This window comes from Nocardia sp. NPDC055053 (assembly GCF_053608285.1).
In genome coordinates, this window is the sequence record NZ_JBSGVD010000012.1 from 60,682 (window position 1) to 74,975 (window position 14,294).

At 60.8% G+C, this 14,294-nt stretch carries 13 protein-coding genes; 5 read left to right on the forward strand and 8 right to left on the reverse strand.

Annotation, left to right across the window (positions count from 1 at the left end):
• Window positions 1-1,084 precede the first annotated feature (1,084 nt).
• Window positions 1,085-1,381 carry a hypothetical protein gene (locus tag ACWF82_RS15130; RefSeq protein WP_452501527.1) on the reverse strand — a complete coding sequence of 99 codons (297 nt, stop codon included), beginning with the start codon at window positions 1,379-1,381 and terminating at the stop codon, window positions 1,085-1,087.
• Between the two features lie 809 nt (window positions 1,382-2,190).
• Between ACWF82_RS15130 and ACWF82_RS15135 the strand changes: the two genes are divergently transcribed.
• Complete coding sequence (locus ACWF82_RS15135; RefSeq protein WP_452501529.1) at window positions 2,191-2,412, forward strand: hypothetical protein; 222 nt, start codon at window positions 2,191-2,193, stop codon at window positions 2,410-2,412.
• 48 nt (window positions 2,413-2,460) lie between these two features.
• Entirely contained in the window at window positions 2,461-2,727 is a 267-nt protein-coding gene (locus ACWF82_RS15140; RefSeq protein ID WP_452501531.1) for a hypothetical protein, read from the forward strand.
• A gap of 219 nt (window positions 2,728-2,946) precedes the next feature.
• On the opposite strand, the gene ACWF82_RS15145 is transcribed toward ACWF82_RS15140, so the two are convergent.
• The 5 genes from ACWF82_RS15145 to ACWF82_RS15165 form a co-directional block, all read right to left on the reverse strand.
• Window positions 2,947-3,717, reverse strand: coding sequence for a helix-turn-helix domain-containing protein (locus tag ACWF82_RS15145; protein WP_452501533.1), 771 nt, complete (start codon window positions 3,715-3,717; stop codon window positions 2,947-2,949).
• A gap of 582 nt (window positions 3,718-4,299) precedes the next feature.
• The gene (locus tag ACWF82_RS15150; RefSeq protein ID WP_452501535.1) at window positions 4,300-4,755 is read right to left on the reverse strand and encodes a hypothetical protein; all 456 of its coding nucleotides are present in this window, start codon (window positions 4,753-4,755) and stop codon (window positions 4,300-4,302) included.
• A gap of 1 nt (window position 4,756) precedes the next feature.
• The gene (locus tag ACWF82_RS15155; protein WP_452501537.1) at window positions 4,757-4,978 is read right to left on the reverse strand and encodes a hypothetical protein; all 222 of its coding nucleotides are present in this window, start codon (window positions 4,976-4,978) and stop codon (window positions 4,757-4,759) included.
• Window positions 4,978-5,247 carry a hypothetical protein gene (locus ACWF82_RS15160; protein ID WP_452501539.1) on the reverse strand — a complete coding sequence of 90 codons (270 nt, stop codon included), beginning with the start codon at window positions 5,245-5,247 and terminating at the stop codon, window positions 4,978-4,980. Before ACWF82_RS15160 ends, ACWF82_RS15155 begins: the two co-directional genes overlap by 1 nt.
• 97 nt (window positions 5,248-5,344) lie before the next feature.
• Complete coding sequence (locus ACWF82_RS15165; protein ID WP_452501540.1) at window positions 5,345-6,139, reverse strand: hypothetical protein; 795 nt, start codon at window positions 6,137-6,139, stop codon at window positions 5,345-5,347.
• Window positions 6,140-7,978: 1,839 nt separating this feature from the next.
• Between ACWF82_RS15165 and ACWF82_RS15170 the strand changes: the two genes are divergently transcribed.
• Window positions 7,979-9,091 carry a helix-turn-helix transcriptional regulator gene (locus ACWF82_RS15170; RefSeq protein ID WP_452501542.1) on the forward strand — a complete coding sequence of 371 codons (1,113 nt, stop codon included), beginning with the start codon at window positions 7,979-7,981 and terminating at the stop codon, window positions 9,089-9,091.
• Window positions 9,092-9,904: 813 nt separating this feature from the next.
• Here ACWF82_RS15170 and ACWF82_RS15175 read toward each other — a convergent pair.
• Entirely contained in the window at window positions 9,905-11,644 is a 1,740-nt protein-coding gene (locus ACWF82_RS15175; RefSeq protein WP_452501544.1) for a recombinase family protein, read from the reverse strand.
• Window positions 11,641-11,904 carry a recombinase family protein gene (locus ACWF82_RS15180; protein ID WP_452501546.1) on the reverse strand — a complete coding sequence of 88 codons (264 nt, stop codon included), beginning with the start codon at window positions 11,902-11,904 and terminating at the stop codon, window positions 11,641-11,643. The genes ACWF82_RS15175 and ACWF82_RS15180 overlap by 4 nt, the downstream gene beginning before the upstream one ends.
• Window positions 11,905-11,913: 9 nt before the next feature.
• On the opposite strand from ACWF82_RS15180, the gene ACWF82_RS15185 reads away from it, so the two are divergent.
• Window positions 11,914-12,339 carry a hypothetical protein gene (locus ACWF82_RS15185; RefSeq protein ID WP_452501548.1) on the forward strand — a complete coding sequence of 142 codons (426 nt, stop codon included), beginning with the start codon at window positions 11,914-11,916 and terminating at the stop codon, window positions 12,337-12,339.
• 70 nt (window positions 12,340-12,409) lie between these two features.
• Complete coding sequence (ettA, locus tag ACWF82_RS15190; protein ID WP_379310471.1) at window positions 12,410-14,086, forward strand: energy-dependent translational throttle protein EttA; 1,677 nt, start codon at window positions 12,410-12,412, stop codon at window positions 14,084-14,086.
• Window positions 14,087-14,294: the final 208 nt, after the last annotated feature.

Here is a 14,294-nt window from a genome sequence, read left to right on the forward strand (position 1 = left end):
CAGGGCGTACCCCGTACCGCGATGGATACGGGATCACATAACGCCTCGGTCGGACAGCTACGTTCCGCGTCGGTTGGTGTGAACGCCTGCCGGGGATTACTCGGCAGGCCGGGACTGGGTTACTGCACAGAGCCCGGTGCACGCCGCAGAGCCCCGGACCGGGGTTGCCTACGTACGACCGTGCCCCAACCACGGGGCAGCACTCCGAGTCCGCCTTTACGTGCGGCTCTGTGTCATCGGACAGGTTGCTGTAGCCCCTCTGACGGGCGACGACTACGCGGGTGAGGCGTATCACCCGTTCGTAATGCTCGGGCGCACAGCGTCAAGCGGGGGAAGATGGCTGAATAGCCGAATGCGGTAGGCTCACGGCCTACGGCGTCGGACTGCTAGACCCAGTTCCTCGCCCAGGGCCTCGGCGGTGTTGGTAGCACCTCCGGGGCCTGACTTGTATTTCGGACACTAGCACGGCTGCTCGCGGGTCCGGTATCAATCGAGGTCGGCGCGACCGTGGGTGACTGCCCACTCTGCGCGGCCAGTGCCACACCAAGGGTGAAACGACGGCTCCAGCACCGGCCGGGGTACCAGTGCCCCCGGCAAAGCGTCTAAGTCGTTGGCATACAAGCGTTCCGCGACATCACGCCCATGTGAATGCGAAAACGCGTGCACCGTCGCCAGAGTGCGTGCCCGGTCTCGACGCTCGGCGTTCACGTCTGCACTCTTGCTCAGATCGACCATGACACAGGGTATCTGTGACAAGCCCTGAGGTGTGCCGATGCTGGCACCGTGTTTGAACTGGGCGTATCCATATGCCGGCCAACCTGTTACACCCGTCCCGATGCCACTCGGCGGAACCACTCCGGCAACGGGCACCCGATTAGGTCCATCAGTTCAACAGCCGTAGCCCGGTCAGCGGGCACCGAGTGTTCCCGTCCAGCCTGCTCGCTAATCCACTCGGCCACATCGGCTACGTACAGCCTCAAGCCGGGTGGACCCATGCTCACATATGGGTGTAGGGCCAACAGTCGCTCAGGGACACGTTCAGCCAGTCTTTCAAGGTCACTGGTGGGGCCGCTTCGACGTGTGGTCATCCTTGCTCCTTGTTCCACTTGACGTTCGCGGCGTGCTTAGCCGACGCGGTTCGGCGTTCCGACTTCTTGGCCTGCTCATCGTCATTCAGGGGTAGCCCCAGCTTGCCCAGCAGTTGAGCGAGTAGAGCCCGCTGCACACGCAGCTCCGCAATCAACGGATGGATAGTCAGCTGGCGAGCAGACCCCAGGACAGTCAACGGTTCGCCATCCTTGGCCGCATCCAACCGGGCGATCTCGTCGGCTACCCGGCAAGCCTGCTCTAGGACGGTCAGCTTATGCGGCTCGTTGTCCATGTCGAATTCCGTTAGCGTGTTCTTCCATAGATTCTTTCCAGCAGTGTTTAGACCGCGTGGAATACGCGGAATATGCATTGTTTTCCTATCTTTCTGGGTCGAAACCCCGGTTCGTTTCCCCAGCTGGGGAGATGTTCGCGCAGGTCACGCGAACCAAAAAACAGCAGATGCGAACGCATCGCATATACGCGAGTGAGTGCCAAACTGATCAATGCGAATCGCATCGAACCCCGGAAACGCATTTACCACCGATCCCGAGGGTGGAGGGGCAGGGGATACCCCGTGGGGGGTGCCGGGCTCCACCTCCGAGGAAAACCCCAGGTCAGAGCCATATCCGAGCGGGTACCGACCGTGGTCGACCGTGACACCCGAGTGTCCGGCAAGCCGCAGAACCCGCACTGACCAGCAGAAACCCAGTGCCAGGCACCTAGTGCCCGGTGCCAGCACCGGCGCTCACACCAGGACAAACCCCAGGTAGACCCCCGATACCCCACACTCAGGCCACACCCCGAGCGCAGTGCGCCGAGGTGGACCGACCACACCAGGTCCACGCAGTTCCCGGTAGTCACACACCCCGGGGGTCCCCACCCCTGCACCCCAACCGAATACCCCCACCCGAGGGGGGAGGCAGGGGGTACCTAAACCCGAGCAAGTACCCCTCCCTCAATTCCCAATTACCTGGGAATTCATTGGATAATTTGACGCAATCTGAATCGGTGTGCGAATCTCTTTTCGGCCGGAGGAATTCACCCCGGCGATTCGCCGACATTCGATCGGCACATTCCCCAGGTTCACGAAAGGAACCCACCATGATCCGGATTCTGTTTGCTGTTCTCGCTGCACTGGTGTTCGGCACCGGCACCGCTTACGCCGCACCCGCAGATATGACCGCTTGCACCGAGGACATGGCGTGCTGGCGCGTGTGGATGGGTGATGCCACCTACGGCCCGAACGCACCCGCGTACATGTTCCTGCCGTCCGGCCCCGAGTGGGATGCGCTGGCACCTGCACTCGGCTACGTCGCCAACTGAACCCCAACTCTCACAACACGAAAGGCCATGATTCTCATGATCACCACCATGTTCGCCACCGAAGGCGTTGCCCGTCGTACCTACCGAGTGGACGCAGGCACGAGCTACGGCACCCTGACTCGTATCGAGAACCAGGAACTGAACCGTGGTGTGGGACTCCGGACCTCCCCGCGGATTCTGGAGAGCGTTGCCGTCCTGCGGCGTCAGGGATCCGGTTGGGTAGCGGACTACGCCGGACAGACCTACACCGGCACCGATCCGGATGAGGTTTCGGCGGATCTACTGGAGGCGCTCGGGATGCGAGTCGCCTACTAGGCATCACCACAACTGAACTGAACACAGATGAGACAGAGCCCCCGGTGCCACTAACACCGGGGGTTCTGCTTTGCCTGCCGCCCAGCGTGGACCAATCCCGCTGGGTTGCTGGCGTTCGTGTCCAGCCTCCCCCAGGAGGGCTGGAGCCCTGAGCGTACAGGCACGGTCACGGGGTGAACCCAGGTACCACCGAACGGTTTTCGTCCGTCTACGGGCCATCTAGGCACGCTGCAACGTACCGCCGGTCAGTCGGATACGTCCCCTCAACATGTCGACGTAAGTCATGTACGCACCGCCGAACTCGGCTTCACACCGGGTGAACACCTCGCCGGATGTGAGCCCCTGGCAGTGGAGGACAACCCACTCGGCTAGTTCGTCCGGATCCGGCGCGGGCCGGGGGGAACTTTCAGGTTCGGTAACCTCACCGATCAACAACCGGTCAGGGTTGTTGCTCTGCTCTCCCGGGTTATCCGGGTTCGCGATCCGGTTGGGTGTTGAATCGGATTCTTTCCCATCCGAAGGGAGCCCGCAGGAAGCTCCCGAATTCAGATTCTCATGTGTCCGCGTTTTCTCTTCACCGAAAACCGGACGCTTATTATCATCTGTTAGATGATCTGTTACATGATCTGATGGTGTCTGGTTTTCCGGACATACCATGTCCGATTCTCCGGACATACCTATGTCAGAATTCCCGGACATACCCGGGTTAGGTGCGTCAGGTATCAGTTCATACCGAGAAGCGTTGCCGGAAATACCCGAACCTCGGGACACCTCGGTAATCCATCCGCGTAGGCGAAGCGATTTCACCGCTTCGGACACCTGCCCTCGACTACGGCACGTGTCTTCACAAAGCCGCTTCATGCCGGGGAACGCATTCTTTCCCTGCTCGTTCGTGTAATTGAAGATCGCCACCAAGGTAGCCATCTCGGTAGCAGTGAACTTATGCCCGTTCGTGCGCTTTAGCCAAGTGAGCTTAGAGAATGTTGTCATGGTTGGTGCCTCCCAAGGCAGAGTTGATTAGGTCGCGGAGCGTTGCCAGCTCCTCGTTATTCATCAGGAGAAACGCAGACGTACCCTCACGGGTGATTTTGTGCGTAGTCTCGGAACGCTTGGTGTTCCAATAGGTCTTAACGCTGGGCGCGTTCATCGCTGTTCACTCCTCGCCGAAGGCGTTTCTTGTATCGGTGGGTGGGCCACGCATTCGCATTGCGTGGCTTGACCGGAACAGGGAGGTTCATTTGTTCACCTCCCCGACGAACCAATGTTGCGTTTCGGGATCCTGCCAATACCCCCGACTAGCAACGTCACGTGACGACAGTTCTTTTGGATGAGTCCATGGCCGGTCCCCGGGATACTTACTCTGGATCCGAAGCCGCCGCTTCCGGTATGCGGTAAGCGCGTCGGACAGCCCGACTAGTTCGGCCCATAGTCCGGCGGTACTCGGATAGTCCACGGTTTCTACGTAGTCCTGAAGAGTCAGAATCTCGTAGTGGAACTGCTCGCACAGCGGCGAGCAATACGGCCGGAATCCGTTCACCTGACGGCTACAGCCCTCACGGGCGCACAATGCCCTCACTCGCTACGGCCGTCCTGCACCGTGGTCATGAGCCCCCGACGAATCAGCATTGCGACAGATTCCCTACCCCAGCTGGATTGTGCCGATGGATCACCACCAGCAGCACGGATAACCGCGTCACCGTTCAACGGCATATCCGCCCGTGACGCAGGCCGGTACGTCTCAGCCATGGTCGAACGGATCAAATCCGCGGTGGACTGTGGAGCAGGTTCCTCGGGCTTCTGACCGGCGGCGACTTCGCGTCGCTTCTGCTCTGCCAGGTTCCGAACGATCAACCACTTATCGGGTTCGGTGGTGTCCTCGGCCGCTTGAACGATCCTGCGCCCTACCATCCGACGCGCTACGCCGTCGCTGAAGTCGTCCAACTCCACTCGGGCAGTTGGGTTCGGTCGGTTGTTGGTCACCGCACGCTTCAGGGTTGCGGCTGGACCATTCGTACGGTTGATGCTCAATTCAGTTCCATTCGTTGTGTTCGCCGCGAATCTCGGGCATTGACTTGCCAGTGACGGCTACAGGTGCCGAAGGCTGCCTAAACCGGCGAAAGAAAAGCTCCCGGCGTGCCGCTTCGGGATCCGGGTGCTTCTCAAACCACGGGACATCACCAGCGGCGCGAATCGCCGCGTTATACGGCTCGAACTTCGCTACGTATTCCTGATACGCCTGTTCGCGATCCATCATCGGACACCAACAACGTTCATCAGCGTTTCCAACAGTGGATCTACTGCACGCGGCGGCCTGCCGCCACGGCCCTGGGAGTGGTCGACCAACCGCGACTGTTCGTTCGGGGTATTTGCGCCGAGCATCCCGGCGAGCTTGGCAGCGTCGGCAAGGATTTCATCCTCGGTTTCGCCGATAACCCGCGATGCGAACCACTCGGCATCCTCGGGTGGAACACCAACAGCAAGCACTGTCTTGAGCTTCAGTAGTTCGTTTTCAGTGGACAATGTTTCTCCTATGAATAATAAAGGCCCCCAGATGCCACGCTGGGAGCCTTTCAACAGATGGTCGATGCCGGGGTTACCCGGCCGGTGTACTCGGCTCTCAGAACCGGTTAGCGCTCCAAGCGTTTTCCGGGATCGGCTGAGCCTGAATATCCGAAACGATCGCGTCGGCAGATTCGGGTGTATTGATTCCCCACTCAATCCCGTTGCGAACAGTGGCGAGGTAAATCGGATTGATCTCAGCGCGGTAAGAATCCGTCCGCGATGCTGCCTCGGCAGCCTCCTTCAGAGCGTGGAACTCTGTACGGTTCGCCGGTACTGCAAGACGCAGGTACCGAAGAAACTCGTTGTGCTTGCGGAAGCTGGGAAGCGCCAGCAGCGATGACAGCCAATTATTGATCCAGTCCAGCTCCCGAGCCTGCGTGCGAGCTTCCTGCCAGACAGCCAGCGTGTCAGGTCCAGCCGACGCGATGGATTCCATAGTGATTTCTTCGGGGAGCTTCTGAACCGCTTCGGTGTACGCAGCGACGCGCTTTTCAAACTCCGGGGTTAGCTGTTCGATGATCCCGGGCACAGCGTCGTCTCCATGCCAGAGGACGTTCCGTGCTGCGGTTTCGAGCGCAACCACCTTTGACGATTCCAGCGCCGAAAGACCGGCCTGCCCCGGTCGCGACGACATAGGCAGAGAAACAGCAAGAGTGTCCGCATACTGCCGGATCACGCTCTCAGCGTTTTCCGGGGTGATTGATTCAATGTCGAGCTTGGGTGTGTCGTTAATCGTGACGCTTCGAATCGCATCGAATACCCCGATGCTCTTGGCGAGTTCCTTCGGAAGCTTCACACCGAGGTCGTTCCAAGAACTGATCTTGATTGCTGTGTATGTGGTATCGAACATTGTTGTTGGTTCCTTTCGCGGTGCCCTATCCAGGGCATGAAAAACGCCGCCTGAGTGGTTCACAGACGGCCTGGTTTGAGGATCTGGGGTATTTAGTTCGGTTGCTGGTATCCAAACGCGAGAGCTGCGCCTAGGGCCTGGAGATCCACCGGAGGATCCGAACGCATCACCTGTACCCCGTGGGTTTCGAGTACTTGCGCTAGCTCGATTGCTGCCCGTCGCCGGGTTCGGTAGTTCGCTTGTCGGGATCGGTCGCAGTGACGGCAACTGCCATCGGGGAGATAGTCCGCTGGTCCGTTCTTCTGGTGCCCGTTCGGGCAGATGTAATCCATGTTGTTCACCTCCGTTCCGTGTGCACATGGCATCTCGGTAAAAAGAATGACAGTCCCAAAGCCTGTCAGTTGGTATCCCTACACTTATATATACCTAAGAACACCCCCCGATTTCGGAGAGGTTCATAGCGAAGGTGACTACTCTCACTCATATATAGGTACGAGACCCCATTGTTTTCTACGAGAGGTCGAGCGAATGTGACTAACCACTCTCAGTTATATATAGGTGAGACGCCCCCCGTTTTACGAGACGTCTACAAAGTATGTGACTGCCCCCATGTATATATAGGAGTCCGGTACCCCCCGAAAACGTCTGGGAGTGACTACTTCCAATCATATATAGGTCAGAACACCCCCCGATTTCTAAGACCCTGTTCGAAATTGTGACAGATCGCACAGGGTGTAATTACCCCACCACTCATATATACCTACGAGACCCCCTCGATTTTTAAGATACTCGGGAGAATTGTGACTTATTCAACGGGAAAATCTTTCCCGCTCCAATCATATATACGGGTCACGCCCCCCGGGATTTCGTTATGATCCGGGTAATTGTGACCGGATACACAGAAAAACCCCGGCTTTGTGGGCCGGGGTCTCACTTTGGGTATTCGGTTGGGTCAGGCCAGACTGTTTGTCTGGGTGACACAGTTCGGGCCGGTTGGCCCGGATTGATGGTAGGCCATGGTTTTGGTGATACGCGGCCGAGGCCAGGGATGTAACCGCTGGTCAGGAATCTTCGGTTTGTGTGACACCGCAGAAGCTCGGCAAGCTGGCCCGAGGTCTAACACTCCAGGCTTTCGCCACGGACTAAACGGACCGAGAGCCTGCCCGCGGAGCTGGCCGGCTCGGGTGTAGCCGCAGGTAAAGCGGCTTCAGTCACTCGGCGTAAACGGACCGGACTACTCGCCAGGCCAGAACACAACAAGCGCCAGGACGACGGCGGGGACAGCCAGCGCGACCAAGACACCGACTGTCATCAGTAGTCGGCTCGATCCCCGACCGGTTCCGGTATCGGGGCGGTCCGGTCGTGCTCCTCCGCAGCAGTGAGCCAATCGGCTATCTGGTCCAGCGTTCCGCAGCAGACAACCCGCCACGGGGAGGCGAGTTGGAACCCCTCCGGTGCGGGTTGGACTGTCATGGATCGTTTGGCAGCACGCGCCGACAGCGCGTCTAACCGCTCTCGGGTCGGGTTGGTCATGATCCCTGCCGCTTCGGTTCCCACTGAGCCAGAGCGGCCAGCAGCCGCCGGATTACCTCTGGCGGTGCGATCGTTATCGGGTCCGGGTGTTTGGGCTTAGGTGTCCGTTGTGGGAGCACGTTCCCCTCCTGCTCGGTGGTGAGCCCGCCCGGACAACCGATCTGAGTCAGGATCGCCCGGGCGGCTCTTCGGCTACGGGACCTCTCCCCGCTCCGGTGTCAATCGTTCCGCTCAGTGATGTTCAGCCGCAGTGGCATTCCTAGTGGCAGCCTGCCGCAATCCTGCTCACGCGGGCATGATGAACCCATGACGACGGGGAAGCTCATACGCGATCTGCGGACCGCGCGTGGCTGGTCGCAAGCACGGCTTGCCGACGAACTCACCGAACACGCCGGAGTCCCGATCTCGCGGGAATACATCTCGCGTCGTTGGGAGTCGTGTAAGTACCAGCCCTCCCCGTTCTGGTTGCGGCACCTAGCCGCAGTGTTAGACGTTCCGTTGGCAGTGATGGAGTCCGATGTGGATAGACGCAAGTTCCTTGCCAGTTTCGCCGCGACAGCGGTAGCGCCGGGTATTGCGTCGGATCTACTGGCGCAAGGGTTTACGGCGCGCCTGCAAGGCGCAGGACCATCGGTAGACCAGTGGGAACACACCCTGGTCGGCTATGGGGCCGACTACATGACTTCGGGTGCGGCAGAGATCCAGAAGCGGCTAGCGGTAGACCTCGCGATCATCCAACAGCAGTGCGACTCACCGCGTATGTGGGCTCACGCCTCGCGGCTAATGACGTTGTTCGCCAAGACGTTTCCGGGCTCGGACGGTGCGAAGGCTGTCACGTGGTACCGGATGGCGGCTGAATCCGCAGACCGCTCGGGTGACGTTGACACTCGGGTTTGGGTCCGAGGTCGGGCGGCTATCGCCCTGGGCTACGAAGGTGCCTCACTACCGATCGCGAACATGTTTGCCGACCAGGCTCTAGAAATCTCGGAGCGGCCATCGCTGGGCCGGTTGAACGCCATCTACGGCAAGGCTCACGCCGCAGCGATTACCGGGGATGCTGACACGGCACGGGCACTCGATACTGAGGGCCGACGGGTGTTCGACCAATCGGGATCCGAAGATGCCGAAGCCTCGGACTACGCGGTGCCGTACTGGCGGCTCGGGGTGTTCCGGTCGTTGCTTCGCGCCCGGCTCGGTGACGAAGCCGAAGCGGTAGACGCTCAGGACGAAGCAAGGCGACTGCTCCCGCCGACGCTGCCCAGGTTCGCTACCCATCTCGAGATGCACCGAGGACTCATGCTGGTTCGCGCTGGCGACCATGACGGCGGCGTGGCGTATGCCCGTACGGCGCTGGATGCACTCCCACCCGAGAAGCACTCACTGACGCTCAGAATGCTTATGGACGAGATCACCGGATAGGTGTATCATGCGGACCCGCTCGCGTCGGCAAGCTAGGCGTGCCCGTGTTGCCCTCCAGAATCCACGGAGAGCGACGAACCTAGCCGAGGTGGGTACTCGTATGGGTTTTGGTATCCCAATCGCTTAGAACGGCGAATAGGCGATTGAGTGCCGGGGCGACACGCCCGGGGTACCTTTCCTGCGCGCAGGGGAGCGAGTGAACGCGCCCGCGTACGCGCGTATAAGGAATATAAATATATACAACCTCGCTACTCGCTCGGATCCACCAAACCCAACCCCCTCGCTACTCGCTCGGGGTGTAATCATTCGACCGGCTCGAAGCCGGTCCGATTGGGTGTTGAATATCCGGCCCGATGGCCGGTTAATTCAAGGCAGGCTTTCGGGCCTGCCTAAATCAATCCTAGATAAAGAGCCGCCTAAACGGCTCTGTGGGTCATTAAAATATCCAACCCATGCGCAAACTCATGGAGCGGCAGAAAGTCGCTCAGAATCGAATCTAGAGCTTGTTTTGTACTGACTGAACCTGGACATGAGAAACCCCAGCCGGATAGCTGGGGTTCCTCGGTTTACTCGGTGCCAGTAGGGCACTTATGCCACACCGACATCACTCGGTGTACACCTCTCGGGGTTATGTACCTATGCTCTAACTCTCGGGAGGACTTACCACCGAAGTACTTATGTGCATACGCTATGTGAGCAGATCCGTAGCCTGTCCGATCCTCTGTGACTATGGTCAGCGACCCGTCAGGCTCTAGATCCACCAATGCAGGGAACGCATCACCACGCGCAGACCGAAGCCGGACCGTACGGGTGTCAGTTAGGACGTTCACCGTTAATCCACTCCTCGCCGTTCACCCAGGATGACGGGTACCAGTCATCTCCCTGGTACCAGAACTCGGTTCCGTCGTCTTCGGTCCGGAACTGCCAACCGGATTCCTCGGTCCGGGTGTATTTCTCTCCGTCCCATGACGACTTGTCAACATGTCCCTTTTGGATACGGTCCAGCCACTCCTTATGGCCTGCCTCGGTGTCGCCGGTATCGAACAAGTGCCACTCGTACTTTGAGTGGATCTCCAACCGGAATCCGGCGTCTTTCAACATGTCTCTGCGTCCGATTGGGTCTAGACGGTTCCAAGCCTCTGTGTAGGTCTCTCCGGTGGTCTCGAATTCGTACCGGGGTGCAGTGACCGGCGAAGCTGCTAGGGCTGTCTTGCGGTTGGTGAGGCCGGTCAAGCGGTTGATGTATTGCGCCCGGTCCTCGGGCGTAACGATCAATCCCGCGTCGGACTCGTCGCGTAGGCGCTGGATCGCGTCTGTCACTCGCTCCAGCTCGGCCCGGTTGTCGCTGCCTGGGACCAGCACGCGCCGGGTAACCGGTCGCGGGCCGTAGTGGCTCAGAAACGATTCCTCCAGTAGCGGCAACACGACATCAGCGCGAACCAGCACCTTGCATCCCCGGTCCGGCTTGTTCCCGCACCGGAAGTACCAAACGTGGTCTCGTGTCTTCGGTATGTGCTGAGACAACGGGCGTTTGCACTTGCCGCAGAACCCGACGCCGAGGATCGGGTTCTCGGAGTTGACCCGTTTCTTACCCGACTGCTTGCGCTTCTGCACCTCTGCTTGGACACGGTCCCACTCGTCGTCGGTGAACGATGCGTCTGCCATCTGGATCATGGAACCATCCGCGGTGAGGACCGGGTTCCCGTCCGAATCCACCTTGATGCCTTGCGTGCCGTGGCTGGTGAGAATCCCCTCTAGCGCTGAATGCGTCCACGGTTCTCGGCGTAGCCGAGGCTTACCGTTCTCGACTCGGGAGCGTTCCAGGCTGGTCAGTACCGCAGACCCTTGGCACGGTCCGGGGCATTCCTCGCTCCGCAGTTCGTGAGGGCACTTGTTCAGATGCGCGACGATCGACGTCATAGAGTCCCCGGCGAACAACTGGGGTTTGATCTGCTCGTGTAGGACCTGCTGTGCTGCCGGATCCTGGACGATGCACCGGCCCTTGCCGGACGGGTGTGGCGCGGTCCTGAACCCGAACCGGGGGACTCCGTACGCCCACCGATCGGTCTGCCGGATGATCCGGTGACCGTCCTTGGTCCGGGTGCTGAACCGGTTCAGCTCCAGCTGAGCGAAGAACGAACCGATGTAGACGAACAGCTCCGCCAACATGCCCTCTAGGCCGGGGGCGGGGTTCAGGTAGTTGAGGACTAGACCGTCCTCGGCGAACACAAGGATTTTCTTGTGTTCCTCGCACCACTCCGCCACCTTGATCATGTGGCGGGTCGACCGAAACGCACGGTCGATCTTCGAGAACACCAAGATGTCGAACGAGTCGGCGAACTCTTCTTTGAACCAGCGACCCAGGTCGGGCCGATCGAACGGTGACACCGAAGCCGACACGTCCAGGTCTTCGAACGTGCCGACTGTGATTGCTTCCTGAGCATCAACCCAGGTCGAACCAGTCTTGTGCTGGGCTTGGTGCGATACCTTGCCCTCATCCTTCAGTACTGACACCCGAGCGCCGACTACCGCGCGTAGACCTGCGTAGCTCATGACAGATACTCGATTCGGACACCCAGCGATGCCAGCGCCTCACTGATGAACTGGTGAACCTCGACAGACCGGCTCAGCCGGTCGGGGGACACGAACCGAACGGTATCGCCGCGCTGCACCGCGTCGACCAGGTCGACCCAACCGGCACCATCCGCGCGCCACGTCGATACATCGAAGTGCACAACCGAGCACCCAGATTCTTTGAGCTGTTGCACCTGGTCAGCTAACAGCGCGCCTCGCGCGTATCCGTAGATCGCCATGTGGGCAGTATGAACTATGGGACCCTCTACCTGACGGTGTCGTGCTGGCGCAGGCTGGTGACCGGGGTGGACCGGTCGCTGCACCGGGGCGATCCGGTGATCGCCTACGGTCAGCTGCGCTCGCACGAGTACCGTGGCAAGGACGGCACCGAACGCCGCGATCTGGAGATGCGCGCGGTGGCGGTTGGTCCTGATCTGGGTCGGTGCAGCGCGTCGATCGTTCGCCGCTCCGACATCGCCCGGTCGGCGCCACACGCGGTGCGGAATATTTCCGACCGCCGAGGCGCTGTATCCCCGGTTCCGTCCGCGGACGTGGCCGAGTATGCGCCGACCGCACCCACTGCCGTAGCCTCTACGACCGCGGCGGATTCCCTCCCGGCGCGATCGCCGGTTGCGGTGCCGATCTCAGGCATGCCCGAGCAGGTCGACGCCTGAGGGTCGCTCCGCGGCACCCCGGCCCGCTCCGCATCTCACCCCCGTTACCCGCACCGATAGGCTTCCGTATATGGCTGAGTTCATTTATCAGATGATCAAGGTTCGCAAGGCGCACGGCGACAAGGTCATTCTCGACGACGTGACGCTGAACTTCCTGCCCGGCGCCAAGATCGGTGTGGTCGGCCCCAACGGCGCCGGTAAGTCCAGCGTGCTGAAGATCATGGCGGGACTGGACCGGCCGAACAACGGCGAGGCGTTCCTCGCGCCGGGCGCGACGGTCGGCATCCTCATGCAGGAGCCGCACCTGAACGAGGAGAAGACCGTCCGCGGCAACGTGGAGGAGGGCCTCGGCGAGGTCAAGGTGAAGCTGGATCGCTTCAACGAGATCGCCGAGCTGATGGCCACCGACTACTCCGACGAGCTCATGGACGAGATGGGCAAGCTGCAGGAGTTCCTCGACCACGCCGACGCGTGGGATGTCGACTCCCAGCTCGAGCAGGCCATGGACGCGCTGCGCTGCCCGCCGCCGGACGAGCCGGTCACCAACCTCTCCGGTGGTGAGCGTCGCCGTGTCGCACTCTGCAAGCTGCTGCTGAGCAAGCCTGATCTGCTGCTGCTCGACGAGCCGACCAACCACCTCGACGCCGAGAGTGTGCTGTGGCTCGAGCAGCACCTGGCTTCCTACCAGGGCGCCGTGCTGGCCGTCACCCACGACCGGTACTTCCTCGACAACGTCGCCCAGTGGATCCTCGAGCTCGACCGTGGTCGCGCCTACCCCTACGAGGGCAACTACTCCACCTACCTGGAGAAGAAGGCCCAGCGTCTCGAGGTCCAGGGCAAGAAGGACCAGAAGCTGCAGAAGCGCCTCAAGGACGAGCTGGCGTGGGTGCGCTCCGGCGCCAAGGCCCGCCAGGCCAAGAACAAGGCACGTCTGGGTCGCTACGAGGAGATGGCCGCCGAGGCCGACAAGCACAGGAAGCTGGACTTCGAGGAGATCCAGATCCCGGCGGGTCCGCGCCTGGGCGACATCGTGGTCAACGTGTCGAACCTGGACAAGGGCTTCGGCGATCGTCAGCTGATCAAGGATCTGTCGTTCACGTTGCCGCGCAACGGCATCGTCGGTGTGATCGGCCCCAACGGCGTCGGTAAGACCACGCTGTTCAAGACCATCGTCGGCCTGGAATCGGCCGACAGCGGCGAGGTGAAGGTCGGCGAGACGGTCAAGCTCAGCTACGTCGACCAGAACCGCGCGGGCATCGACCCGAAGAAGAACGTCTGGCAGGTCGTCTCCGAGGGGCTCGACTTCATCGAGGTCGGCAACCAGGAGATGCCCTCGCGCGCCTACGTCAGCGCGTTCGGCTTCAAGGGCCCGGATCAGCAGAAGCCGGCCGGGGTGCTCTCCGGTGGTGAGCGCAACCGCCTGAACCTGGCGCTGACCCTCAAGCAGGGTGGCAACTTGATCCTGCTCGACGAGCCGACCAACGACCTCGACGTCGAAACCCTCAGCTCGCTGGAGAACGCGCTCGATCAGTTCCCCGGCTGCGCCGTCGTGATCTCCCACGACCGCTGGTTCCTCGACCGGACCTGCACCCACATCCTCGCGTGGGAGGGTGACGACGACAACGACGCCAAGTGGTTCTGGTTCGAGGGCAACTTCGAGGCCTACGAGGCGAACAAGGTCGAGCGTCTCGGCGCGGAAGCGGCCCGCCCGCACCGGGTGACCCACCGCAAGCTGACCCGCGACTGATTCGCGGCGCGCACAACGGCCCGGCGGGGTCGATCGGCGAACGATCGATCCTGCCGGGCCGTCGTCGTCGATGCGCGAAAAGTGCTGGTAGCCAGGTCATGTCCGGAGTTCACCGAACGTTGGCCAAGTTACCGGCGCGGCAAGGCGAAAAACCCTCCGCGTGTCCATGTACCCGCGGCTAGTCTCGAATTTGCGTCACCTGAATTGC

Bases quoted from the DNA above. Each gene is read 5' to 3' on its own strand.
- ACWF82_RS15130 (WP_452501527.1), bottom strand. From the start codon at position 1,381: ATGGACAACGAGCCGCATAAGCTGACCGTCCTAGAGCAGGCTTGCCGG.
- ACWF82_RS15135 (WP_452501529.1), top strand. From the start codon at position 2,191: ATGATCCGGATTCTGTTTGCTGTTCTCGCTGCACTGGTGTTCGGCACC.
- ACWF82_RS15140 (WP_452501531.1), top strand. From the start codon at position 2,461: ATGTTCGCCACCGAAGGCGTTGCCCGTCGTACCTACCGAGTGGACGCA.
- ACWF82_RS15145 (WP_452501533.1), bottom strand. From the start codon at position 3,717: ATGACAACATTCTCTAAGCTCACTTGGCTAAAGCGCACGAACGGGCAT.
- ACWF82_RS15155 (WP_452501537.1), bottom strand. From the start codon at position 4,978: ATGGATCGCGAACAGGCGTATCAGGAATACGTAGCGAAGTTCGAGCCG.
- ACWF82_RS15165 (WP_452501540.1), bottom strand. From the start codon at position 6,139: ATGTTCGATACCACATACACAGCAATCAAGATCAGTTCTTGGAACGAC.
- ACWF82_RS15170 (WP_452501542.1), top strand. From the start codon at position 7,979: ATGACGACGGGGAAGCTCATACGCGATCTGCGGACCGCGCGTGGCTGG.
- ACWF82_RS15175 (WP_452501544.1), bottom strand. From the start codon at position 11,644: ATGAGCTACGCAGGTCTACGCGCGGTAGTCGGCGCTCGGGTGTCAGTA.
- ACWF82_RS15180 (WP_452501546.1), bottom strand. From the start codon at position 11,904: ATGGCGATCTACGGATACGCGCGAGGCGCGCTGTTAGCTGACCAGGTG.
- ACWF82_RS15185 (WP_452501548.1), top strand. From the start codon at position 11,914: ATGAACTATGGGACCCTCTACCTGACGGTGTCGTGCTGGCGCAGGCTG.
- ettA (WP_379310471.1), top strand. From the start codon at position 12,410: ATGGCTGAGTTCATTTATCAGATGATCAAGGTTCGCAAGGCGCACGGC.